This window comes from Rhizobium sp. BK312, from assembly GCF_014193605.1.
In the GTDB taxonomy this organism is placed as follows: domain Bacteria; phylum Pseudomonadota; class Alphaproteobacteria; order Rhizobiales; family Rhizobiaceae; genus Rhizobium.
The window spans coordinates 257526-280196 of record NZ_JACHZP010000004.1; the positions used below are offsets into that span (position 1 = coordinate 257526).

Sequence of the window (22671 nt, forward strand, 5' to 3'; positions counted from 1 at the left end):
CTTCCCGACGCGAAGACGTGGTATTGGCATGGCAAGATACATACTATCGAAATTTGGGCAGGCGCTGTTCGTCCTATGGGCGGCTTTCACCGTTTCGTTCGTGTTGCTGCAGTCGCTGCCGGGCGACGCGGTGCTGATCAAGTTCCAGAACCCGGATTACGGACTGAGCCCCGAACAGCTTGCCGATATCAGGGCGGCTTATGGCGCCGACGGATCGTTCCTGCATCAATATCTCCATGCCGTCTGGAGTTTCCTGACGGGTGATTTCGGCTATTCCCTGCAGGCGGGCGTTCCTGTGAGCTCACTGCTTGCCACCAACCTGCCGCCATCGCTGCTGCTTGCAGCATTGGGCTTTGCGGTGGCGACGCTTCTTGCCGTTCTGATTGCAATTGCCTGCAATCTCTCCGGTCTTGTCTGGCTGCGGGGCCTGATCCAATCGATTCCGTCGCTCTTCATATCCGTGCCGACCTTTTGGCTCGGCATCATGCTCATTCAGATATTCTCCTTCCGGCTCCGCCTCGTGCCGGTCATCAATCCAGGCCCGTGGGAAGGTCTTTTCCTGCCCATCCTGACCGTCGCGGTGCCAATTTCCGCTCCTCTGGCGCAAATTCTGCTGAAGAACATAGACGAGGTCCTGACAAGGCCCTTCGTGCCCGTCGCGCGAGCCAAAGGCCTCTCGCATGCCAAGGTCCTGTGGCGGCACGTCGCCAAGAACACGCTGCTGCCGGTTTTAACCGTTGCCGGATTGCTGTTCGGGGAGTTGATCGCCAGCGCTGTCATCACCGAAACGGTCTTTGGCCTTAATGGCATCGGCGGGCTCACGAAGCAGGCGGTGGACAGCCAGGATGTCGCCGTTCTCCAGGCAATCGTCGTCGTCGCAGCAACCGCCTTCGTCGTCATCAATCTCGTGGTCGATCTTCTTTATCCCGTGCTCGATCCCCGTCTGAAGATCAAACTGGGAGCGGCATGATGGCAAGGATCGAACCCGCGCAACGGCATGCCGAACTGGATGCACCAAGCCAGGAAGAAAGAGCATCGTCCGTGACGGTCACGGCCGATCTTCGTAAGGACGCCAGCGCTGCTTGGCATCTGCTGCGCATACAGCCTGGTCTCGTCCTTGCCTGCCTCATTCTTGCACTGGCTGTGTTGTGGGCGCTCGTCCCTGGCATTTTCACGGTCTATGATCCCATACAGGGTTTGCCCGGCCAGCATCTCCGGCCGCCGACTGCCGCTCATCTCCTGGGGACGGATTCGCTCGGGCGCGATCTCTTTGCCCGCATCGTCTATGGCGCCGTGCATTCGCTTTCGGGCGCGCTTGCCGCCGTCGGTATCGCGCTTGTGGCCGGCACGACGCTCGGCCTTCTTGCCGGATCGTTCGGCGGCAGGATCGAGACTGTCATCATGAGACTGGTGGACGTCATGCTGTCCATACCGGATCTGCTTTTATCGCTTAGCATCATCGTTCTGCTCGGATTCGGCACCGTCAACGCCGCGATTGCGGTCGGCTGCACGCTGATCGCCAAATTTGCCCGATTGGTCCGCTCCGAAGTCGTCACCGTGCGCCGAAGCGAATATGTCGAGGCCGCCTTCGGCAGCGGCGGCACCTTCCTCAAGGTTCTCTGGCGCCACATCCTGCCGAATTCGCTGGCCTCGGTGATCGCTTTTGCGGCGCTGCAGGCCGGCTGGGCCATCCTGCAGCTCGCCACCCTCGGCTTTCTCGGCTACGGCGCGCCGCCGCCGACACCGGAATGGGGCCTGCTGATTGCCGAGGGACGCAATTATATCGCAACCGCCTGGTGGCTGACGGCGGCGCCCGGCCTCGTCGTGGTCCTGGTCGTCATTTCCATCAACCGTATCAGCCGAGCGCTTGGGAGTATCGGGAAATGACGGCTCCAATCATTGGAACAATTGCGGAAAAGGGTGCGCCGATCCTCGATGCTGCAGGCCTTAGGGTAGCCTATCGCGACAGGAGCGGCCTGCGCACGGTCGTTCACGATATTGACTTTGAGGTTCGCGCCGGTGAGGTCGTCGCCCTGGTCGGGGAGTCCGGTTCCGGCAAGAGTTCGACGGCGCAAGCTCTCATTGGTCTCCTGCCTGAAGGTGGACTGCTCCAGCAGGGAACCGTTCGCCTGAACGGCGAGAACATTGCCGGCTGGCCGCAAAGGCGGCTGGATGGCATTCGCGGTTCCGTCATCAGCCTCGTACCGCAGGATCCGGGCAATTCGCTCAATCCGGTGAGGACGATCGGCGAGCAGGTCGCCGAAATCCTGACGGTCCATGGCCGGGCATCCGGTGCTGCCGCTCGAGCCAAGGCAGTCGAATTGCTGAAGCGCGTCGGCCTTAGCCAGCCGGAACTGCGTGCCAAGCAATATCCGCATGAGCTTTCCGGCGGGATGCGCCAGCGTGTGCTGATCGCGATCGCCATCGCGCTGAAGCCTTCGCTGATCATCGCTGACGAGCCCACCAGTGCCTTGGACGTGACGGTGCAGAGGCACATACTCGATCTGATCGACGATCTGAGACGCGAATATGGCACCGCGGTCCTTCTGGTGACCCACGATCTCGGGATTGCCGCCGATCGATCCGACCGGCTGATCGTCCTGCAGCATGGCCGCATTCAGGAGCAAGGACGCACCGCCGATATTCTCAGAAACCCGCAAAGCAGCTACACGCGCCGTCTGCTTGCCGATGCGCCATCGCTGAACGCCCGGCCGAAGCGATCGCCGCCACATGCGAGCGTATCCGCTGCGCCGGCAGACGATATCATCGTGGTTGATAGGCTGGTGCAGGATTTCGGTACTGGCAGCGATAGTAGTTTCAGGGCGGTGGACGACGTGTCGTTTCGTGTTCGCCGCGGCAGTACGCATGCGATCGTCGGCGAATCCGGCTCCGGCAAGACGACGACGATCAGGATCGTTTCGGCCTTTCAGCGGCCGACCTCCGGGCAGGTTGTGATCGATGGGCTCGATCTGTCTTCGCTGCGTGGCGAAACGCTGAGACTGTTCCGCAAGAAGATCCAGCTCGTCTACCAAAATCCCTATGGTTCGCTCGATCCGCGTCAGACGATCGAAAGGATCGTGGAGGAACCGCTGTTGAATTTCGAACGGTTGCCCCGGCGTGAACGATTGGCGAAGGTGGCGGCAACTCTCGAAAAAGTCAGACTGCCGACTGACTTATTGCAACGCCGGCCGCACGCGCTTTCGGGAGGGCAACGTCAGCGCGTGGCGATTGCGCGCGCCCTGGTGCTCGATCCGCAGATCCTGGTACTCGACGAGGCCGTCTCCGCGCTCGACGTAACGGTGCAGGCGCAGATCCTCGATCTTTTGGACGAGCTGCAGCGCGAGCTGGGACTGACCTATCTGTTCGTCTCCCATGATCTTGCGGTGGTGCGTCAGATCGCAGACACGGTCTCGGTCCTCAACGGTGGGCGGCTGGTCGAAACAGGCGGTGTCGAAGACGTCTTCAGCAATCCCAAGAGCTCTTACACGCGTGAACTGATCGATGCGGTGCCGGGCAAAAAGTTTCCGCGGGCACCAGATCCGACCCTCATCAGTGCAGGATAATCCTCATGAGTACATCAACATTACCGAAGAGATTAGGTTTCTTCAGCCGCGTCCTCGATCAGGCAGATGCGAAAACGCGCTACGGGCTGGTTTCCGAGCAGATCATCCATGCCGAAAAACAGGGCTTCGATTCTGCCTGGGTGGCGCAGCATCACTTTAACGGCGATGAGGGCGGATTGCCCGCGCCATTGGTATTCCTTGCTGCCCTGGCCCCGCAGACATCGCGCATTCGCCTTGGCACCGGCGTCATCACGCTGCCGATGGAAAATGCTGTGCGGGTCGCGGAAGATACCGCCGTGCTCGATAGCCTGCTTGATGGGCGGCTGGAAGTCGGCTTCGGCACTGGCGGCACCCCGCAAGCCTTTCTTCCTTTCGGCCTGGAAAGCAGCCAGCGCACGGAGGTTTATGGCAATCATCTTGCTTTGGTGCGCAATGCCTGGGCGGGCGGAGAGCTTACGGGCGGCAACCGCCTTTATCCCGCCGCGCCGCATCTGCGCGACCATGTCTGGCAGGCGACGTTTTCCGTCGGTGGAGGTTTGCGTGCCGCCCGTGATGGCGACGGGCTGATGTTATCTAGGACGCAGCCGCGCCCGCCGGAGACACCGGACGCCAAGCTTTCGGACCTGCAGAACCCGATCATCGATGCCTATCTTTCGGCGCTGCCGGCCGGGCGACATCCGCGCATATTGGGTTCGCGGAGCCTCTTTGTCGCCGACAGCAGAAAAGAAGCTCTTCATTTCGCCGATCTCGGCCTGGGGCGGATCGTCGAGCACTTCAAGGCAGCGGGTTTTGCGATTCCGGGCGAAACCACGGCCGACCTGATCAAAGCGTTCGACGTCCACGTCGGTACCCCCGACGACGTTATTGAATCGCTTCAGGTAGATGCGGCCCTGGCGCGTGTCACCGATCTGGTCTTTCAGGTGCACTCCATCGATCCGCCGCATGAATACATTCTGCGCTCGCTGGAACTGACCGCCGCCCATGTCGCACCCGCGCTCGGCTGGGTGCCGCAAGGCGCCACTGAGAACGAACGTCGCTTCGCCGCGCAGGCCTGAATAGCAGCATCCGAAGAGAAGGCATCGACCATGACTTTGCAGAACAGAGATATTATCGACTTCCTTGCGGGAATAGAGCCAGGATCCCGTCTTGACGGTCTTCGGGAGCAGCGGCCCGAGACGCGCCTCAACGCGCAGAAGAGCTATGAGGCTCTCTTTGAACCCGAGCATTGGGGAAGCGTCACTCCGGCGGAGCGCTTCGCCGCCGCGGCCTTCGTTGCAGGGCTGCACAAGGCAGCCGCGATCAGGAGCTATTATTCTTCCAAACTCCAGGATGAACCCCATGGCTCCGCCCTCGTTGCCGTCATCGACGCCGAAATAGATCGGGGCAATGCACGCGGGCCTTACGGCCATTATCCGGCTGGCCCGCTATCGCGTGAGGACAAGCCGGGCTTCGTTTACGAGGTTTCGGGTGAGAGCCGAAATCTTCTGGACCCAAAACTCAGCGCAGCGCTCGAACACATCCACCTTCTGGTCTTCCGACCGAGGGAGGCAAGCGCCGGGGCATTGCAGAAGTTGCTCGATGCCGGCTGGACGACCACTGGCATCGTCACCCTGTCGCAACTCGTCGCATTCCTTGCGTTCCAGATCAGGGTCGTTACCGGCCTGAAGGCCCTGACAGCAAGTTCCGCTGCCATCGGGAAGGTCGCGCAAGCCTAAATCGCACGGATAAGGAATTCTGCCATGACCGAAATTGTTATTCATCCGGCAATCGAAAACCGGCCAAACGCCTTCACTCAAGCTGAGATCGGCTGGACGCCCTGGCTGCAGCCCCTTGACGAAGCGGAGCTGACCGAACGCCACTGGGCCGGCCTCGTGGACGCGTCCCGCGCAAAATCGCCTTACTTCATGTTGTTGGCGCGGGACCCAGATATTTTGCAGGCGCGTACGAAGACCGATAAGGATATCTTCTACAATGTCTCGGCCGGCCTTCCGCGCGCTGAACGGGAACTGGCTGCTACGGCAGCTTCGCGGGCGAATGGATGCATCTTCTGCGCATCGGTCCATTCGCGTTTTGCTTCCCATCATTCCAAGCGGACTGAGGATGTGCAGCGTCTGTTGGACGAGGGCCTTCAAGCCGATTTAGGCAGCCGATGGAATGCCGTCGTCGAAGCGTCAGCTGCGCTAACGGCCACGCCATCGCAATTTGGAGCCGACGAAATCCGTAGGTTGCGCGAAGAAGGACTGGATGATCTGGAAATCGCGGATGTGATCCATGGCGCGGCCTTCTTCAACTGGGCAAACCGGTTGATGCTTTCGCTTGGCGAGCCAACGCCGGCGGCCTGAACGAAGGTTCGGCCAATAGAGCGGTTCAGCTTTTCACGGAATCTCTGAACCGCTCTATCTTTTTGTTTTCACGCAATTCCGGATAGAAAACCGCTGCGCACTTTTCCTGGAATTGCTCCAGCCGCCGCTCTGGTGACTGAGCGGCGGACGTATTTCGAGTGGATATTCTCAGGCCTTGAAATGCGTCATCACGCGGTGGGCGACCAGCCGAGGCTCGGGGCCACCGTCTGTACGAGATCTGCCAGGAGGCGCACGTTCTCCGCAAGACTGAAAGCGGGCGGTAGGAAGAGAACAATCTCGTCGGCGGCCGCCAGGCCCGGATCCTTGAGCACAGCTTCGATTACCTGATCGGGGGTGCCATGGAAGACCGGCGAAATCTGGACGCCCGGCGGCTGAATGGCCGGCGCGGTCGGTTCAAGGGCGCCGCTGGGCCGAGATGCTCCGATCCCCTTGGTTCGGCGCTCGAGGTCATAAGCGGCATATTTCTCACGCAATTCGGCGGTGGTGCCGACCAGGATCGACGCCGCGACCGTGACCGGCGGCGGCTCGGTGCCCTGCTTCCGGCGCCATGTCGCGCGGAAAGCCTCGATGGCGCGGGCCTGATATTCTCCAAAACTCTCGCCCTCGACGTGGTCGTGTTGGACAGTTCCGGAGATGAGCCCGATCCCGAGTTCGGCGGCCCGCACGGCTGAGCTCAGGCTCGCCGAGCCTTGCCGGATACGCGACCGCAGCGTCGGGCTGTGCGGGGTCACCCGCAGTTCGGTGCCCTCCGGGGCACCTTGGCCTGGACCATCGACTGTGTGCAGCACCTCGCCGGCAATTGCTGCAAGAAAACGCGCCTGGCGGCGCTTTGCTTCCGTTCGAGCATCGGTATCGACCGCGCCGAATACCGCGTCGAATGCAGCATTGGCGCCGGTCGAGATGGCCAGCTCAAGCCTTTCGCCGATGAGCAGGTCGGCAGTGGCGGCTGCCTCGGCAAGCAGGATCGGGTCCTGGTAGCGCATCGGGATGACAGCCGATCCGAGCGTGATATGGCTTGTATGTTGGCCGACCGCAGCAAAGAATGGGATCGGAGAGGACAGGTAGTGATCGAAATGGCGCTGATAGGCCCAGCCCGACTGGTAGCCCAGTCGCTCGGCTGCCTTGAACAGTTCTATGCCGTCGCGCAGTCCCTGCGCCGGACCGGCCTCATCGTTGAACGATACGCGGGTGTTGAAGCCGAGCCGCCGCTTGGCGCGGAATGTGGCGGGCAGGGTGCCGGCGGGGGCAACGATACTCATGCGATCTGTTCCTGGCTGATGATCCGGCGGAGTTGCGGCAGCGGTGCGCGGGCAGGGCTGGCGGCGGCCGGGATCGATTCCAGCAACGACACCGTGTAGGGCTCGCGTGGATTGTCGAAGATGTCCCTGACGTTGCCGTGTTCGACGATGCGCCCGCGTTGCATCACGGAGACGGTATGGGCGAATTGGCGCACGAGGGCCAGATCGTGGGAGACGAATATATAGGTGAGGCCAAGGCTTGCCTGCAGCGAGAGCAATACTCCGACGATATCAGCCTGCACGCTCACGTCGAGTGCCGAGGTCGGCTCGTCGAGCACGATCACCTCCGGCTTCAGGACCAGCGAGCGGGCAATCGCGACACGCTGCCGCTGACCGCCGGACAAGGCTTGCGGCTTGCGTGAAAGCAGGTGCTCGCCAAGGCCGACATTGGATAGTGCTTCGTGCACCCGTTCCGCCCGCTCGGCATGAGTTCCGATGCCGAACCTGTCGAGCGGCTCGCGCACAAGCTGCTCGACCTTCCAGGTCGGATCGAGCGATGTGAATGGATTTTGATAGACGAGCTGAAGATTGCGCCATACGGACCGTAGTGAGTGATGTGAGCGTCCGCTGAGTTTTTCTCCTGCGACCGAAATATGACCGGCGTCCGGTTGATCGAGCCCGAGCAGCAGCCGGATCGCTGTCGTCTTTCCGGAGCCGGACTCGCCGACCAGTGCGTGCGTGGTGCCCGCCGGAACGGTAAAGGACACGTCATCAACGGCCGTCAGAACCTTGCCGTCGACCGTGAAGCTCTTGGTGATACCCTTGACCTCGATCTTCGGCGAGTTGTTGCCCTCAGCGTCAAGGAACCGAAAGCCAGGATCCCGAAGCTTGTAGTAACGGTTGGGATTAAGCGCCGGAACATCGGCATGCAGCTTCTTTGCGTAAGTCGATGCGGGTGAGGAGAAAACGGCCGCGGTGCTGCCGGCCTCCTGAACGATGCCATCCTTGAGAACGACAAGGGAGTTTGCCCGTTCGGCTGCGATCGCCAGGTCATGGGTGATGAGCAGCAGACTGATGTCGAGGTCTTGCTGCAACCGTGAGAGCAGGTCGAGGATTCTCTTCTGGATCGTAACATCGAGCGCCGAGGTCGGCTCATCGGCGACCAGCAACTGTGGCCGCGGCAGAATCGCGAGTCCGATCAGGACGCGCTGAAGCATGCCGCCGGACAGCTGGTGCGGGTAGGAATCATAGACACGCTGCGGGTTGTCCAACCCGACCTGGGCGAACGTCTCCAGGACGAGCGCCTTGCGGATTGCCTTGCTAGGCTCGTCGACAAGGGCTGCGGCTTCCATCGCCTGCGAACCGATTGTCCGCACCGGGTTGAGTGCGTTTCCCGGATCCTGCGGCACGAAGCCGACAGCCCGGCCTCGAAGATGGCGGAAGCGGCGCTCGGAGAGCTGCAATATGTCCTGGCCGTCGACCGCGATGCGGCCCGTCGCCTGTCCCGTGCAGGGAAGCAATCGCAGCACGGCGCGCGCAATGGTCGACTTGCCCGAGCCCGATTCCCCGATGAGTGCAAGGCTTTTGCCGCGGCCGAGCTCGAAGCCGACATTGCTGACGACCTCATGCGAGCCGTAGGAGACGGACAGGCCCTCCACCTGAAGCAATGGCGTTTGCCGCTGCGGCGTCGGGGCTTTCTCGGTGACAAGGGTGCGAACTGCATTTAGTCTATCTTGCGAAGCCATCGGCTGATCCTATTCACAGAGAGGACGGTCGCGATCGTGACGAAGGCGGGTGCGTAGACCAGCCATGGCCACTTGAGGTAGTCCTTGCCGATCGAGATCAGCAGACCCCAATCGGAGGCTGGCGGCGGATCGCCGTAGCCGAGGAAGGCGAGGCTGGCGATCACCAGGATCGAGTCGCCGAACTGCAGCACGGCAAGCGGGAGCACGGAGCGCGATGCGTTCGGCAGGATGTGCCGCCACAGGATGTGCCAGCGCGAGCCACCCGAAAGGAAAGAAGCCTCGATGAAGGTCGCCTGCCTGGTCTTGATGACCTCCGCCCGCATGACACGGGCAAACACGGCAACCGAGGAGATGCCGGTGGCGATCGCGGCGTTCGTCGTGTCGAAGCCGATCGCGGTGACGACGATGACGGCAAGCAGGAATTTCGGAATTGCAAGCAGGACATCGACCAGGCGGGCAAGGGCGATATCGACACGGCCGCCGAAGAAACCGGCGAGCAGGCCGATGAAACCGCCGGCGACCGCACCGATGACGACGGCGATCAGGGCACTCCTGACCGAGGCGGCTGAACCGTAGACAACGCGGGTGTAGAGATCGCGGCCGAGCTGATCGGTTCCGAACCAGTGCTGGGTGCTGGGTGCGAGCAGCTTTTGAGAGGGAATGCCGACCGCCGGATTGTGGCTGGTGAACAGGCCCGGTGCGAGCGACCAGGCGATCACGATCGCCACGATCGCGAATGAGAGCGCGACGGTCGCCGGCAGTCGGAAACCGGCAAGTCGGCTGCCAGCAGTGATGCGCGGGGACGTATTGGTCGAGAGAAGGGTCATGACAGCACCGACTTTGAAATATCGGCGGATCCTTCGTCCGAAGTGGCCGGGCGGCGCTCGGCACCGCCGAGCAGTTTCACGCGCGGGTCGAGCAGTGGATAGACAAGATCGGCGATCAGGTTGACCAGCACGAAAACCACGGCCGCGAGCGATACGACCGCCTGCAGGACAGGCAGGTCCTGGGTGCTGACCGAGCGCTGGACCAGGCTGCCGATGCCGGTGCGCCCGAACACCGCCTCGGTGATCAGCGAGCCGCCAAGCAATTCACCGATCGTCAGCGCGACGACTGTAATGACCGGAAGCGAAGACGGCTTGAGGAGATGCCTGGCAAAAAGTTGCAGCTGGCCAAGGCCGCGGCTGCGGGCAACGGCGGCATATTCCTGCCCCGACTCATGATCGAGATTGGCGATGAGTACCTCGGCGATCTGGGCCGAGATCGGAATGCCGAGCGCGACCGCCGCGAAAAAAGTTGCCCAGAAGCTGTCGGGATTAATCACGCGGAAGAGACCGAGCTGGAAGCCGAAGATGTGGATCAGCACCAGGCCGATCACGAAATTCGGCACCGACAGGAACAGAGACGGGAAACCTCGCAGGAAGCCCTGGCCGAACCTCTTTGGGAGGAACTGGGTGCCATAGGCAATTACGATCGCCAAAAGCAGCGCGACGACGAGACCCGCAAAGGCGAGAACGAGCGTCGAGGGCAGCACCTCGGCGATCATGGTCGTCACCGGACGGTTGGTTCGCATCGACAGGCCGAGATCGCCGATCAGGAAGTGGGAAAGCGATGTCGACAACTGTACGAGAACGGGCTTGTCGAGGCCCTGGGCGGCAATGATCTCCTGGATCTCCGCCTCGCTGAAGCCGTTTTGCGGGTTGCGCAGAACGTTGGTAACGGGATCGCCCGGCAGAACGCTGACGACGGTGAAGGTGAAGACATAGGCCAGCAGGATGACGATGACGGCCTGGACGAGGCGCTTTGTAGCATAGCTAAGATAGGCATTGTTCATGCTCGTCACCTCCTCGCTTTCCTTCGCTGCGCTGCGGGTCAGTCACTGATCGTGGCCGTGTAATAGCTGGCATAGGCGACGCCGTTGTATGTCTCGCCTTTGAGCTTGGGAGACTGGACATAGATGCGCTGGACCATCTGTGTGCGCGGAATGAAGTAGCCCTGCTCGAGGACATATTTCTGAAGCTCGTCGAGCAGCGGGTTTCTGGCCTCGAGAGAACCGGCGCTGGCGATCTTGTCGCGCAGCTCGTTGATCTTCTGGTCGCTCTCGCCGAGCGCGAACCAGTTCTCGCCGTTATTGGCGTTGGTCAGGATGCTCGCGACGGTGCCGGCGTCGATAAAGCTGCGCGTCACCTCATAGGCCGGGACGCCGGCGCCGCCATACTGAACCTTCTGGCCGTAGGTCACGACGTCATAGGCCCGGATATCAACCTTCCAGCCGATCTTGCCGAGCTGCTGGGCGATGAGTTCGTCGATCGACCTCGAGGTCACGAGATATGGGTTGGAATTGAGCGTCAATGACAGCTGCTTGCCGTCCTTGGTGCGTATGCCGTCAGCCCCCTTTTTCCAGCCAGCCTCGTCAAGGAGTTTCTCGGCTCTGTCTGGATTGTAGGCCAGAAGCTCGCTGTGATCGGTCGCGCCGGGAACGTTGCTCTGAATGAATGATGTCGCGAGCTTCCAGTCGGGCGTGTAGACGGTATCGATGATTTCCCGGCGATTGATGCCGGCCTGCAAGGCTTGTCGCACCTTGACGTCATCGTAAGGCGCGAGTTTCGTATTGATTGCCCAGCCATTGACGAAGCCGAGATAACGCGGCGTCGCGACGGTAAAGCCCTCCTGCTTGAGCGACGTCAGCTCCTGCGGCGAGGCGTTATAGGCAATGTCCGCCTGGCCGGACTGGACTGCGGCAACCCGCAGTGACGGTTCGGATACCAGCTTGTAGGTGATCGTATCGAGATAGGCCGGACCGGTATGACCGACGGCCGCAGGACCCCAGTTGTAATCCTTGCGTTTGACCAGCTTGACGAAGTCGCCTTCCTTCCAGGAATCGACCACATAGGGCCCGCTGCCGGAGGTCTTGCTGAGATCGGCCTGCTGCGCGGCCGGCTGTGCGATGGTCTTGGGGGAGATCAGAATGGAGCCGTGATAGCCAAGGGTCGGAATGAAGCCGAGCGTCGGCTTTTTGAAGAAGACCTTCACCGTGGTCGCATCGACCGCCTCGGCGTGGTCGTAGGTCTTCGGGAAAAGCCCAATCGGGTTGATGCCTTCTTTCTTGCGTCCGGCGTACCAGATGTCGAGATTGGCGACAGTGGCAGATGCATCGAGGGGCGTGCCGTCCGAGAAGGTCACGCCACTCTTGAGATGGAGGGTGAACTCGGTGGCACTATCATTCTGCTCCCAGCGCTCGGCGATCCACGGGCTAACCTTGCCGGCGGCATCCACGTAGATGAGCTTGTCGGTTACGTGACCCCATATGTGGCCCTGGAAACTGGAAATCGCACTGTTGTTCGGGATCCAGCTGTCACCCAATGAATCGATGAGGAAGGTGATGTCGCCGCCATTCGGCTCGCCGGCACTATGTGCGGGAGTGAAGCCTGCCATCGCCACCAAAGCACCGGTCGCCACGGCGGATGAAGTGATCAACAAGCGGCGCCGGGAAAGGGAGAGCGAGAAAAGGCGTTCGGTCATAGAAAGATCCTGATGGTTCGGGTTCTGCGAATTCTTGAAACAAAGCCTACGCAGGCAGAACCAAAAGGAGAAAGACTGGTTGTTCTTTTTCTACTAATTTTATGGATTATTTTGGCCGGTTTTGGCCTCTGCAGGGGATCAGCATTTTTCAGGCCCGGCGGGGGAGACTTAACCGGAAAAATATTTGCTGGCGAGCAACGTCACCGCATCGATCTTGTCACGACCGATGTATCCGAGCCAATAGGGCTCCTGGAACTGGCTGATGCAGCCAGATCGAATGCTCGAATAGGCGTAAGGCGAGGTTTATAGTCGCGAACGAGAACTTATTCGATCGCCGGCATTATTCGTGTAGATTTCTCCCGAATTTGAGGCAATATTCCCTCATATAGCTTTAGCATTGATAGTATAGTTAGAGACGAACGGATAGGTCGAAGAGGGCGCGTGCAGATGAAGGCCGCATTATCGACTGAGACGGATCAGGCTTCGCCTGCGTCCCCCAAGAGAATCCTCTATATCCAGCCGGGAACGAGTTCGTTTGCCGGTATCGAGAGAGTTGTCGATACGATATGCTCAGCCCTCTCCGATAAATATCCCGCCGATTTCGATATCGATGTTCTCTACACGTCCGAGCATAAAAACCGGCCGCACGGAACACAGAGCTACAACATAATCGACAGGATCGTGCACAACAGACGCGAGCTCATGTCGGTCTTGCGCGATGTCATCGGCGCAAAAGACTATGACTTGGTCGTTGTTCCGCAGATCGAGCCGACAGTGATCTGCATGATTGCCTGTATCGGCATCCGGCGGAACTTTGCCATGCACCTGCATGGCAACCCGCGGCTGGAGCCGAGCCATCTGAAAGCGAAGATCCTTTTCTTCCTGATGAGGATCTATTTCATCAAGCGGCTGACCTATGTGTTCGGCACGTCGCCAAGGCAGCTTGAATCGTTCAAAGCGATGTTCAGAAGCAGCGTCCGGCAATATTGGCTGCCCAATCCTGTCAGACGCTTCGATGCCCTTCAAAAGCCCGAGGGAGAAGAGGGGTGCGTCACGTTTGTAAATGTTGGTCGCTTCTCCTTCCAGAAGGGGCAGGACATTCTCCTCACGGCATTTGCCGAAGCCTACAAGCTTCGTCCTAATATCAGGCTGAAGGTCGTGGGCTATGGAGACGGCGAGGCTGAACTGCGTAACCAGATACGGGATTTGGGGCTCGCAGCCGTGGTAAGCGTCGAACACCATCCCGACAATCCCTCACCGGCACTGGCGGCGAGTGACGTCTATGTATCGACATCACGCTGGGAAGGGTGGTCGTTGGCAATATGTGAGGCGTTGCGATTTGGGCTGCCGGTCATCTCGACCGATTGTGAATTTGGCCCGAGCGACATATTGGTCGATAGACGCCTCGGCCTTCTCGTGCCGGTTTCCGGAGGCGAGGAGCTTGTCAAGGCGATGCTTTACTATTGCGACCATCTCGAGGAAGAGCGTGCGCATGCCGAATTTCGGCAAAACTTCATTGATATTTACGACACAGAACGGGTCGTGGATGTTCATGCAGATGCCTTGCGGATAGCCGCCATGGGACCTGCACCGCTGATTGCCTGAAAAATGACGGCATCATGAAACCCGGCGCTCGCCGAGTCTTAGGGATATCATGCGTAGACCCGCATGTAGTCGACACGCATGTGGGTTTGGCGATCCTGCGGCTGCAAAGGATCGGGGAAGGGGACATCCGAGCGCAGAGCAAGCGTCAGGAGCGGCCAAAAGACATCGTTCTGCGCATCCATCTCTGCCGCGCGTCCGAGCGTCCACTCGATGAGCCCGCCGGTCTTTGGATCGGCGATTTGCTTACGTTCGAAATAGAAGCGACAGCGTGCACCTTCGATGAGCAGGCCATAGCGGAAATAGCCGGTTGTAATATCGACGTCGGTGGGAACGCCCACTCCTTCGTGATGCTCGCCGGGCTTGCCCCATTCATGCAGATAGGCGCCGTATAAATCGCGCTCCCAGCCCTTCTGCTCGACTATGTCGAGTTCGTTGCTCGTTGCGGGGAACAGAATGCTTCTGCCATTCATCAGCCAGAAAGCCGGAAAGCTCAAGGGATGGGCAGGAAACCACATCCGCGCCTCGAAATAGCCTTGTCGCCAACCCTTCAGGATCGTGCCGTCAGGCTTCGCCGTCTGGATATTGCCCGATATCCATTGATATTCGGGAAGATTGTTGCCGTAATAGTTCGGTACCTGCATGGGGCGCCCAATATATTGAGCCGAGATCTGCAGTGCCTTGCCGTTGCTGGCGGATGGATCGTCGACGATCGCATAAGGATCGAACCCTTCCTCACCACCGAAGCGGCTGAAGGCCGATCTGCCATAAAAGCCGCTGTCAAAGGTGGTCGCCTTGGCCCCGGCATGCCAGATTGTCTGATCAAGCGCTGTAAAGTTTTCATCGAAGATGATGGTACGGCCTGCGGTCGGATCCTGCTGTACCTGCGCCGCGGGATGGCGGTTTGCAAGCAGCAGGCCGCCGGCCGCTGCCAACGATGCCGTGCCTATCAGCACGTTGCGCCGGGATGTCAGGCTTGGCATTGCTGCTTCTCCTCGATCGATTGCATCGTCGCTGACGGTTCAAGTCCTACGCGGCGACGGCTGCGTTCTTCGAGCCGGCCGCAAGGGCGCTGCCATAGATATCAAGCGTCTCATGGGCAACGCGGCTGATCGTCAGGCGGTCGAGATGAACTTGGCTCTTATCCTTCCACTCCTGCATTTGGACAGGTTCTCCAAGGAGTTCGCATAGCGCGGCGGCCAAAGCGGGCGGATCGTGCGGCGGCACCAGTATTCCCGCCGCCCCATATTCCAGGAGCTGCGGGATCCCGTCTACATTGCTGCCGATAACCGCGCATCCTGCCTCCCGGGCTTCGGAGAGAACCAGCGGAGCCGGATCGGCATGTGACGGCAGCACAAAAATATCCGCCGCCGCCATCCAGGGGAATGGATCCTCTTTCGCTCCCAGAAAAGCGACAGCCGAAGCGCACTCCATCTTTGCCACCATTTCCATGTAGTTGGTCTGGAAGGGCCCTTCTCCGACGATAACAAGTCTGGCCTCGGGATGCTGTTCATGCGCCAGGCGAAAGGCCTCAAAGAGATCGGGCAGGCCTTTCCTCGGATGTAGACCGCCGACGAAAAGGATGCTCGGAGATGGCAGATCGACCGGCGTTCTGCTGCGGCCTTCGGAGCGGACCGAGCCGATCGTCCCGTTAAGGACCACACAAAGCTTCGATGACGGTATCCCCCGCCTGAGCATGGAAGCGCGCACGGCCTCGCTGACTGCGATGACGCGGTTTCCAAGGCCCATCAAGATCGCGCTCTTTTCGAATTCATTGTGAACGGTGGTGACGAGCGGAGTGCCCGACAACCTGCAAATCGGCCACGCCAGAACTGCACTTGTCATCATATGGGCATGGACAATATCGGGCTGCCATGCATGGACGTGCTTGCGCAAGGCGAAGGATGATTTCAAAAGATTGACCGGCTTTCGCTGGTGGTCAACCATTACCGTTGCGACATTATTCTTGTGTAGCAGTGGGTCGAAATCACCGCCGCCGCTTGCAATACATACGTCATGTCCCAATTGGGCTTGTGCACATGCCAGATCGACTGCTGCATGGACATGTCCATTCAGCCTGTTCGTGTGATTCAGTATATGCAAGATCCGCATGAATGCACCTTATATAAGTGTGATAAATATAAACACGATATATCGAGGATTCTGACGTAGTATGCTTTAGCTGTCTCGGCATGGCAATGATAAAGCATCGCGTTTATATTATAGAATTTGCTGCTATCTCGAATGGTATTTCCAATTATACCAGAGTGCTGTTGTCAATGCCTATGGTATTGGCTTTTGCAGTGCTGCTTCTGCTTCCACCGTTGAAGCCCGTGCTGTTGGCTGATAGTTGAAGCCACCCTGGCGGCCTAAGGATTCGAGGCCGAACGCAAGGAGTTGTTGCATTGCTTGGGCAGCATGGCCAGCAGCACCCTTGCTATAGATGGGATATGCTTCTCCGAGCATGTCGCTGCCTTCCAATTTGAGATCACCCTCAAAAAGGCCGTTGGCGTGAACATGATCCCTGAAGTCGCTCTCGGCGCGTTCTATCGAGCAGCCAATCTGGTTGCCGATGACCTCGACTGTGAAATATTCGCGATCATCGACCCGACCGTAGAAATCGGAGTACATCGTCAGGCGCTTCCAAGCGCCTTGATGCGAGAAATTATAGATGATTGGTTGCGAAAAGCCGCGATTGCCGGAAAAGCTGAAATAGAGGGAGATGAGGGTGATCGTCTCAAGCTTCCGGCCGGAATCGAGGCCACACAGTTTTTCGGCCATATGAATGGGTATGGTCGAGATAACGCGATGTGAGGCCACGACCCTGTCCTGCAGTTGTAGGTGAAGCTGATCGTGAACCTTGCGGATCGTCTGCATGTCTGCTGCCAAATGAAATTCCGCGCCACGCCGCTCCAACCGTTCGATTGCAGCCCGGTAGAGGAATTGAAAACCTTCCTTCGGGCGAGCCATCTGCCGGTTTTTCGGTCCTTTGTGACTGCGTCTGAATGCCCGCGCGATCTGATTTTTCAAGGAGGCATGCTCGCTGATCCAGAGCATCCGCTTGCGAGCGAGATCGATGTCTATGCTTTCGACGGCAGCTCCATAGAAACGCTTCATGTAGGATTCCAGGCCGGAGCGATGCAGCAGGCGGCTCCCGATCCAATAGCGGGCAAATTCTTTCGCGTTGCGCATCTTTCGCTGAAAGAGCCGCGCGAAAATGACCGAGGAGAAAATTCGGACTACTTCAGCGACGCCGGCGCTGAAAATGTCATCGCGTACTGAAATCGGATAGGCAGTGATCATTCCCTGAGGGTTCAAGCGCGCCCATGTCGGTTCGATCGGAACATAGAGCGGTAGCAATTCCGGAAAATGGGCAAGCAACGGGGAGTCGTCCTGAAAGATCAGGCTGCCGATATCGAATGTATATCCTCCATGCGACCAGTCGATGTGATTGCCCCCGACATGGCCGTAGGTGTCGACGATCAGGATACGCTGATAGCCCTGCTTTTGGAGGACCGAGGCGGAGACCAGCCCAGAGATGCCCGCCCCTAGCACTATGGCATCAAATCTCTCTACTTCGGCGATAACATCGTTGGCGGCATAATGACCCGCATCGTTCATGGAAGCGTCCCCTGCTGCGGCTTTTCATGCACTAGATTAAATTTTGCTTATTGAAAGTTTAAGTCGAAAATTGCTCGGAACTCACTTCATTAACGGTGTATCACAAATCTGTGTAAGTTCTATATGGAACAAAAATTCGAGTGAATACTCAATATATATTGCAATTTTACTTGATATATCCGTATTTGTGTAGTTAGATCATCGGCGGATCGGCTCGTCTTCTGATGAGCGCCAGATTTGATTGCGAATAAATTACGACTATGTCGATTATTACTATTCCGGTGAACGCCGAGGGAGTTATCTCGTGCTGCGGCCAAGCCTCGACGATGTCTACAAGAATCTTAGCGAAATCGACCTGATTTCCACCGATGTATTCGACACACTGCTGTTGCGCCGCGGAACGTCGCAGCGTGCGCGCATTGCCGCCGGCGAAACCCGGTTTGCCCGCCTCCTGAAAGAAAAGGGACTGTTTGTCGAGAAGGCTGAACTGGTCAGGTGTCGCCTTCTCGCGCAGAAGTTCGCCTATCGCGCGCTCAACATGGGCGGAGGGGTTGGCGAAGTGCAACTGAGCGACATTATCCGCAGGCAGCTCCAATTGCTTGGCTTGCCGGACGATCTTGTCGGAGAGCGCATCGCTATAGAGCTTTCGGTCGAGAAGACGGCTCTTCGCGCAAACGCCTGGCTTGCTGCCCTGCTGCGGCAGTTTCGCCAGGCGGGAACCCGTATCGTCGCCGTCAGCGATACAGCGCTTTCCGCTGCAGAGCTTACAGTGCTGATCAATCATTTTCACGGCCCAGGCCTGATCGATCGCGTCTATTCGAGCGCTGACGCCCAGGCAAGCAAGCGCTATGGCGCATTGTTCTCCGCCATGCTTGAGAACGAGTCCGTTGCTCCATCTCGCGTCTTGCACATAGGCGATGACGATATCGCCGATTTTCGAATGCCGGACTCGATGGGATTGCGTACACTTCACCTGCCCAAGAGCCGATTGGAACGCTACGCCTCGCGCGTGGACGGAGCAAAAACCGAGGCGATCAGTCGATTGGGGAAGCAGCCTTGGCGGCACGTCCCTCCGCCCCCCACGCTAAGCGACAAGGTCTTGTTTGGCCGAGATATCTTCGGGCCGATCGTTGCAGAATTTTGTCTCTATATCTGGCTCTATGCTGCGCAGGCCAGACTTGGGCATGACACCGCGCTGCTCTTCTGCGCGCGGGGCGGCATCGGCATCCGCGAGGCGTTCGAACGCGTTGTGCAGAAGCTAGGGCTTCCCCTCGATCTCAAGCGTGACAATATTCAGATTTCGAGGCTCGTGGCCGCGCGCTCGGCGGTCGTCCTTCGAAGCCCCGCGGTCCTGGATGAGCTTGGACGCGAATTCCAGGGTGGAAGCTTTGCAGATGTCGCTCGCGCCCTAGGCGGGCGTGCCTATGAATTGCCTGATACCTGGCGCCATATATTCGATCCAGCGCGGTTCTTTGCCCTTCTGGATACGGATGCTGGGCGAGACGTTCTTGATGACATTCGCAAACAGAACGATCTCTTTGCTCGCCACCTGGAACAGATCTCTGCCGGAGCGCAGCGCATCATACTTTGCGATACCGGCTTTTACGGCAGCACGCAGCGCCTGTTGTCTGCGGGGTTTCCTCAACAGCGCTTCGAGACGATCCAGTTTGCCCGGTGCAACTACAAGGGTCTGAGTGAGGATCATTTTCCCAGGGTCGCCGGCCTTGTCGTCGAGCAGAATCTTTATAACCCTTTCAAGCCGGAAACCGTCATTCTACGGTACTGGCAGATCATCGAAAGCCTGTTCGAGCCGGCACTCTCTTCCGTTCGTCATTTCAGTGAGACAGCCGAGGGTGCCGTCGTCTCCAATGCCGGGGATATCCGGTTCGGCGTCGTGGATCCGTCGGCCGGAAATCCGCTTCTGACTGGCGCGCTGCAATATATCGCACAGGTCGAGACGGGAGGACAAGTTCTGCGGGATGCCGGGAGTGCATGGCTTCGTCTGAAGCAGGCGATCATCAATCCAAGTCCGAGTGATGTGATCGCGCTCGACGTCGGCGCCCGCTCCGTGGATTTTGGCCGGTCCGATCATGTTCAAGTGCTCAATCATTCGCAGAAAGTCGCCCTGGCCGCGAAGCTGATGTCGGTGAAATCCCATCTTTGGCGTGAGGGCGCCATCGCTCGAGATTTTCCCCGCTTCAAGCCGCCGCTGCTTGCAGCGCTGGAAATGGCGCATGTGTTGCGAGGGTTCTCGGCCCGTCTGTATCGCTGAATAATGGAGGCTGCCAAGGATATGTACATGAGTAATATGGCGCTTAGCTATCCTGGCCCCTTCAGGAAAGTTGCGGATTCTGCATCGAGGACCGAGGTGATTCCGGCTTGCAAGGCCCCGGATCGGTCGTCAGCGATGAGCTGCTTTCGACATCAGGTCTTTGCGTTGCGTCGTCGCAGCCGTGGGCCGGGTCCCAGACAGACGGAGCATTAGGATCGCATGCTTGCGTTCAAAGCCTTCAAGGGAGCCGGTTGGCTCGTCGTTTCACGCTTTATCGGCCGCCTCGTCGATTTCTGCACGCTTCTTCTCTTCGCTCGCATCCTGACTCCCGCCGATTTCGGTTTGGCGGCGCTGGCGATGTCGCTTGTCGTGGTTGTCGATACGGTGTTGGAAGTGCCGGTGACGCAGGCGATGGTTCGGCTCGATATTGTCGATAAGAGCCATCTCGATACGGGCTTTACCCTGAGTGTGGTAAGAAGCGGTCTGATCGCGCTCATCGTACTGGCCGCCGCGTGGCCCTTCTCGTGGATCAATCACAATCCGCAACTCACTCCGCTGATTGCCGTTCTGGCGATCGGGCCGATTGCCAGGGGTTTCTGTAGTCCGGCGATGGTACATTTCGTCCGAGAGCTCGGCTTTCGTCAGACCTTTCTTCTGGAGTTCAGCGGGAAACTATGTGCCTTTGTCATTGCGATGATCACGGTCTTTTCGGGAGGAAGTTATTGGGCAATCGCCGCGAATTTCGTCACCAATTCAGTGGCGGCTGTGGTGGTTTCCTATCTGCTTGCACCATATCGGCCGGCGTTTTCGTTGCGGCGTCTCTCGGATTTCGCCGGATTCGTTGGATGGTTTAGTTCCGCACAATTGATTTCAGCGCTCAACTGGCAGTTCGATCGCTTTCTCATCGGCGCGACGACCGATAGCACGACGCTTGGACGCTATGCAATTGCCAGCGATGTCTCGGTCGTTCCAACACAGTCTCTCATCGGTCCCGCATTGCAGCCGGTCATGGCTGCATTCTCGCTCATAACTTCTGATCGGCAGCGAATGCGTCTGGCATTTCTAAAGGCGGCTCGGTTCGCGATGCTTATTTCGATCCCCGCTTGCATCGGAATATTTTTGACGGCAGATCTCGTCACGGATCTGCTTCTAGGTGAGAAATGGAAAGACGCCGCTCCTTTGCTTAGCCTTCTATCCCTGTCCGTGATCCCAATACCTTATTTTCAGACGCTGTATTCGGTCAGCCTTGCGCTTGATCGCCCGCATGTCCTTTTCAGGTTGAACAGCATCGATTTGTGCCTGCGGGTCATACTGATATCGATCGGCTTCTATCTTTTCTCGATCACGGGCGTCAGTGCCGCAAGGGTGCTTCTTTCGACCATCATGTTCGCGTTCTATCTGGATGAGGTGCGGCGGCAACTGGGGCTTGGAATATGGGCACAGCTGAAGAATCTCTGGAAAATCGGATTTGCTGCCATTGTCATGGTCTTATGGGTCGTAATACTGCGCGACGAATTGGCAGGTCGTGCCTTGAACCATGTTCTCGAGCTTGTCTTCGTGGCTGGAACCGGTGCAGCGGCCTATGTCGGCACGCTGCTGGCGCTTGGCATGCGCTTGATCGCCGGCCAAGGACGATTTGAATTGGCCGATCGTCGGTGATGCTTCGATTGTGCCGCGCGTGAAGGATGCCTTTGTTACATCAACGCCTGTAGGAGTCCGACGGTCGAACGGTTACCGCCGTTCAGCCGGTAGGCGAGGCCGCGGCGGGCGTTCCGGTTCGGCAATATCATCGTGAGCAGGCAAAATGCCGCAATCGTCCCCTTGGTCTTCAACGGGTATCGCTGGTATTGGAGTTTTCGCAGCAGAGAAAGGAAGCACTTGATCGGGGGGCGCCTGCCTTCCGCGATCGCCAGATAGAAATTGCGCTCGATATAATAATAGGCCTCTTCCGGTCGAACGAGCGCGTCTGCGCGTCCGGTTCTCTCCAGAATTCGGCGCAAGTGCTCCATCCTCATAACAAATCGGCGCAGCTCCTGGCGCAACGGGGCTGGATCGACCGCGCGTCCTAGTCCGGAAAAATTTTTGTCGTGGATGCGGTAGCGCCCAAGCCTTTGGGGCAGGCTGACGATATCGCCCATGAAAGGGGCGACGAAGAGCGGCAATCCATCGATCGCTGGATCGTAATCCATTTCTCTCAAATATTCGCAGACGTCGCGTCTGAAGACATTTCCCGATGTCGGAGGGGTGGTATAAACACCCGTATGCAGCACGCTGTCTGCAATCACGTGGCGATCTCGAAATCCTTCGAGGGTCGTGCCGGCGCCGAGAGTGTCTCCACGGTGATCGATCCGTGTCAGAGAGAATTGAAGTTTGGCAACGTCGTCGTCCAATTCCGAGAGGATGGTCGCAAGGGAGCCCGGCGCCAGCTCGTCATCCGCATCCAGAAACAGCACGAAGGGCGCCCGCGTGCGCTCCAGGCCATAAAGGCCGGCCGCCCTCTGACCGCTGTTTTCAATGCGGTAGGCTGCAACACCTTCGCGTTGGATGACATCCCATGATGTATCGGTGGAACCGTCGTCGATGACGACAAGTTCGCATTCGTCGCAATCCTGCGATACGACGCTGCGGATCGCATTCGCCACATAGGCTTCATAATTCCAGCAGGTAATGACGACGGCAATTCTTGGCGGTTTCATGGGAATTTATCTTATTGAATGGCAGGTGCCTTGAAGCAAGTACTACCGA

The 22671-nt window shown here is 58.7% G+C and carries 18 protein-coding genes; 9 read left to right on the forward strand and 9 right to left on the reverse strand.

The annotated features are described in order from the left end of the window. The first annotated feature begins 28 nt into the window (after window positions 1–28). The 6 genes from FHT85_RS13465 to FHT85_RS13490 are packed head-to-tail and all read left to right on the forward strand — an operon-like array spanning window position 29 to window position 5905. Complete coding sequence (locus FHT85_RS13465) at window positions 29–970, forward strand: ABC transporter permease (protein ID WP_112337077.1); 942 nt, start codon at window positions 29–31, stop codon at window positions 968–970. Beyond that, on the forward strand, window positions 970–1887 hold the full coding sequence (locus tag FHT85_RS13470) for an ABC transporter permease (RefSeq protein ID WP_112410766.1): 918 nt from the start codon (window positions 970–972) through the stop codon (window positions 1885–1887). The genes FHT85_RS13465 and FHT85_RS13470 overlap by 1 nt, the downstream gene beginning before the upstream one ends. After that, complete coding sequence (locus FHT85_RS13475) at window positions 1884–3563, forward strand: dipeptide ABC transporter ATP-binding protein (RefSeq protein ID WP_112410767.1); 1680 nt, start codon at window positions 1884–1886, stop codon at window positions 3561–3563. The genes FHT85_RS13470 and FHT85_RS13475 overlap by 4 nt, the downstream gene beginning before the upstream one ends. Before the next feature lie 5 nt (window positions 3564–3568). Further along, window positions 3569–4618 carry a putative FMN-dependent luciferase-like monooxygenase gene (locus FHT85_RS13480; protein ID WP_112410768.1) on the forward strand — a complete coding sequence of 350 codons (1050 nt, stop codon included), beginning with the start codon at window positions 3569–3571 and terminating at the stop codon, window positions 4616–4618. Between the two features lie 30 nt (window positions 4619–4648). After that, on the forward strand, window positions 4649–5278 hold the full coding sequence (locus tag FHT85_RS13485) for a CMD domain protein (protein WP_112410769.1): 630 nt from the start codon (window positions 4649–4651) through the stop codon (window positions 5276–5278). Between the two features lie 24 nt (window positions 5279–5302). Next, a complete protein-coding gene (locus FHT85_RS13490; protein WP_112410770.1) occupies window positions 5303–5905 on the forward strand; it encodes an alkylhydroperoxidase domain protein in 603 nt (200 codons plus the stop codon). Window positions 5906–6093: 188 nt separating this feature from the next. Here FHT85_RS13490 and FHT85_RS13495 read toward each other — a convergent pair whose 3' ends face one another. Genes FHT85_RS13495 through FHT85_RS13515 form a run of 5 tightly spaced genes read right to left on the reverse strand, consistent with a single transcriptional unit; the run spans window position 6094 to window position 12431 of the window. Further along, window positions 6094–7185: an LLM class flavin-dependent oxidoreductase gene (locus FHT85_RS13495; RefSeq protein WP_183774142.1), complete on the reverse strand. Its 1092-nt coding sequence runs from the start codon at window positions 7183–7185 to the stop codon at window positions 6094–6096. Continuing rightward, window positions 7182–8909, reverse strand: coding sequence for an ABC transporter ATP-binding protein (locus FHT85_RS13500; protein WP_112410772.1), 1728 nt, complete (start codon window positions 8907–8909; stop codon window positions 7182–7184). The genes FHT85_RS13495 and FHT85_RS13500 overlap by 4 nt, the downstream gene beginning before the upstream one ends. Then, window positions 8888–9736, reverse strand: a complete 849-nt coding sequence (locus FHT85_RS13505) for an ABC transporter permease (protein ID WP_112410773.1) — start codon at window positions 9734–9736, stop codon at window positions 8888–8890. The genes FHT85_RS13500 and FHT85_RS13505 overlap by 22 nt, the downstream gene beginning before the upstream one ends. Then, window positions 9733–10743 (reverse strand): ABC transporter permease, encoded by a 1011-nt coding sequence (locus FHT85_RS13510; RefSeq protein ID WP_112410774.1) that lies wholly within the window; start codon window positions 10741–10743, stop codon window positions 9733–9735. The genes FHT85_RS13505 and FHT85_RS13510 overlap by 4 nt, the downstream gene beginning before the upstream one ends. 38 nt (window positions 10744–10781) lie before the next feature. Then, window positions 10782–12431 (reverse strand): ABC transporter substrate-binding protein, encoded by a 1650-nt coding sequence (locus tag FHT85_RS13515; RefSeq protein ID WP_112410775.1) that lies wholly within the window; start codon window positions 12429–12431, stop codon window positions 10782–10784. A gap of 447 nt (window positions 12432–12878) precedes the next feature. Here FHT85_RS13515 and FHT85_RS13520 point away from each other — a divergent pair, with 447 nt between their 5' ends. After that, entirely contained in the window at window positions 12879–14036 is a 1158-nt protein-coding gene (locus FHT85_RS13520; RefSeq protein ID WP_112410776.1) for a glycosyltransferase, read from the forward strand. A 47-nt stretch (window positions 14037–14083) separates the two neighbouring features. Here the strand turns inward: FHT85_RS13520 and FHT85_RS13525 are convergent, their stop codons facing one another. From FHT85_RS13525 to FHT85_RS13535, 3 genes are all read right to left on the reverse strand, one after another. Beyond that, window positions 14084–15016: a 1,3-beta-glucanase gene (locus FHT85_RS13525; protein ID WP_112410777.1), complete on the reverse strand. Its 933-nt coding sequence runs from the start codon at window positions 15014–15016 to the stop codon at window positions 14084–14086. A 46-nt stretch (window positions 15017–15062) separates the two neighbouring features. Continuing rightward, entirely contained in the window at window positions 15063–16145 is a 1083-nt protein-coding gene (locus FHT85_RS13530) for a glycosyltransferase family 4 protein (RefSeq protein WP_112410778.1), read from the reverse strand. 171 nt (window positions 16146–16316) lie between these two features. Beyond that, window positions 16317–17654 (reverse strand): NAD(P)-binding protein, encoded by a 1338-nt coding sequence (locus tag FHT85_RS13535; protein ID WP_112410779.1) that lies wholly within the window; start codon window positions 17652–17654, stop codon window positions 16317–16319. A 304-nt stretch (window positions 17655–17958) separates the two neighbouring features. On the opposite strand from FHT85_RS13535, the gene FHT85_RS13540 reads away from it, so the two are divergent. Together FHT85_RS13540 and FHT85_RS13545 are read left to right on the forward strand one after the other, a co-directional pair. Further along, window positions 17959–19926 (forward strand): hydrolase, encoded by a 1968-nt coding sequence (locus FHT85_RS13540; protein ID WP_112410780.1) that lies wholly within the window; start codon window positions 17959–17961, stop codon window positions 19924–19926. A 219-nt stretch (window positions 19927–20145) separates the two neighbouring features. Further along, window positions 20146–21585: a lipopolysaccharide biosynthesis protein gene (locus FHT85_RS13545; RefSeq protein ID WP_112337060.1), complete on the forward strand. Its 1440-nt coding sequence runs from the start codon at window positions 20146–20148 to the stop codon at window positions 21583–21585. Between the two features lie 35 nt (window positions 21586–21620). Here the strand turns inward: FHT85_RS13545 and FHT85_RS13550 are convergent, their stop codons facing one another. Then, on the reverse strand, window positions 21621–22622 hold the full coding sequence (locus tag FHT85_RS13550) for a glycosyltransferase family 2 protein (RefSeq protein WP_112410781.1): 1002 nt from the start codon (window positions 22620–22622) through the stop codon (window positions 21621–21623). Between the last annotated feature and the right edge of the window lie 49 nt (window positions 22623–22671).

Coding starts and splice junctions, on each gene's coding strand:
- FHT85_RS13520 (WP_112410776.1), top strand. CDS start 12,879: ATGAAGGCCGCATTATCGACTGAGACGGATCAGGCTTCGCCTGCGTCC.
- FHT85_RS13505 (WP_112410773.1), bottom strand. CDS start 9,736: ATGACCCTTCTCTCGACCAATACGTCCCCGCGCATCACTGCTGGCAGC.
- FHT85_RS13500 (WP_112410772.1), bottom strand. CDS start 8,909: ATGGCTTCGCAAGATAGACTAAATGCAGTTCGCACCCTTGTCACCGAG.
- FHT85_RS13495 (WP_183774142.1), bottom strand. CDS start 7,185: ATGAGTATCGTTGCCCCCGCCGGCACCCTGCCCGCCACATTCCGCGCC.
- FHT85_RS13465 (WP_112337077.1), top strand. CDS start 29: ATGGCAAGATACATACTATCGAAATTTGGGCAGGCGCTGTTCGTCCTA.
- FHT85_RS13510 (WP_112410774.1), bottom strand. CDS start 10,743: ATGAACAATGCCTATCTTAGCTATGCTACAAAGCGCCTCGTCCAGGCC.
- FHT85_RS13480 (WP_112410768.1), top strand. CDS start 3,569: ATGAGTACATCAACATTACCGAAGAGATTAGGTTTCTTCAGCCGCGTC.
- FHT85_RS13525 (WP_112410777.1), bottom strand. CDS start 15,016: ATGCCAAGCCTGACATCCCGGCGCAACGTGCTGATAGGCACGGCATCG.
- FHT85_RS13515 (WP_112410775.1), bottom strand. CDS start 12,431: ATGACCGAACGCCTTTTCTCGCTCTCCCTTTCCCGGCGCCGCTTGTTG.
- FHT85_RS13470 (WP_112410766.1), top strand. CDS start 970: ATGGCAAGGATCGAACCCGCGCAACGGCATGCCGAACTGGATGCACCA.
- FHT85_RS13535 (WP_112410779.1), bottom strand. CDS start 17,654: ATGAACGATGCGGGTCATTATGCCGCCAACGATGTTATCGCCGAAGTA.
- FHT85_RS13550 (WP_112410781.1), bottom strand. CDS start 22,622: ATGAAACCGCCAAGAATTGCCGTCGTCATTACCTGCTGGAATTATGAA.
- FHT85_RS13485 (WP_112410769.1), top strand. CDS start 4,649: ATGACTTTGCAGAACAGAGATATTATCGACTTCCTTGCGGGAATAGAG.
- FHT85_RS13490 (WP_112410770.1), top strand. CDS start 5,303: ATGACCGAAATTGTTATTCATCCGGCAATCGAAAACCGGCCAAACGCC.
- FHT85_RS13475 (WP_112410767.1), top strand. CDS start 1,884: ATGACGGCTCCAATCATTGGAACAATTGCGGAAAAGGGTGCGCCGATC.
- FHT85_RS13545 (WP_112337060.1), top strand. CDS start 20,146: ATGCTTGCGTTCAAAGCCTTCAAGGGAGCCGGTTGGCTCGTCGTTTCA.
- FHT85_RS13530 (WP_112410778.1), bottom strand. CDS start 16,145: ATGCGGATCTTGCATATACTGAATCACACGAACAGGCTGAATGGACAT.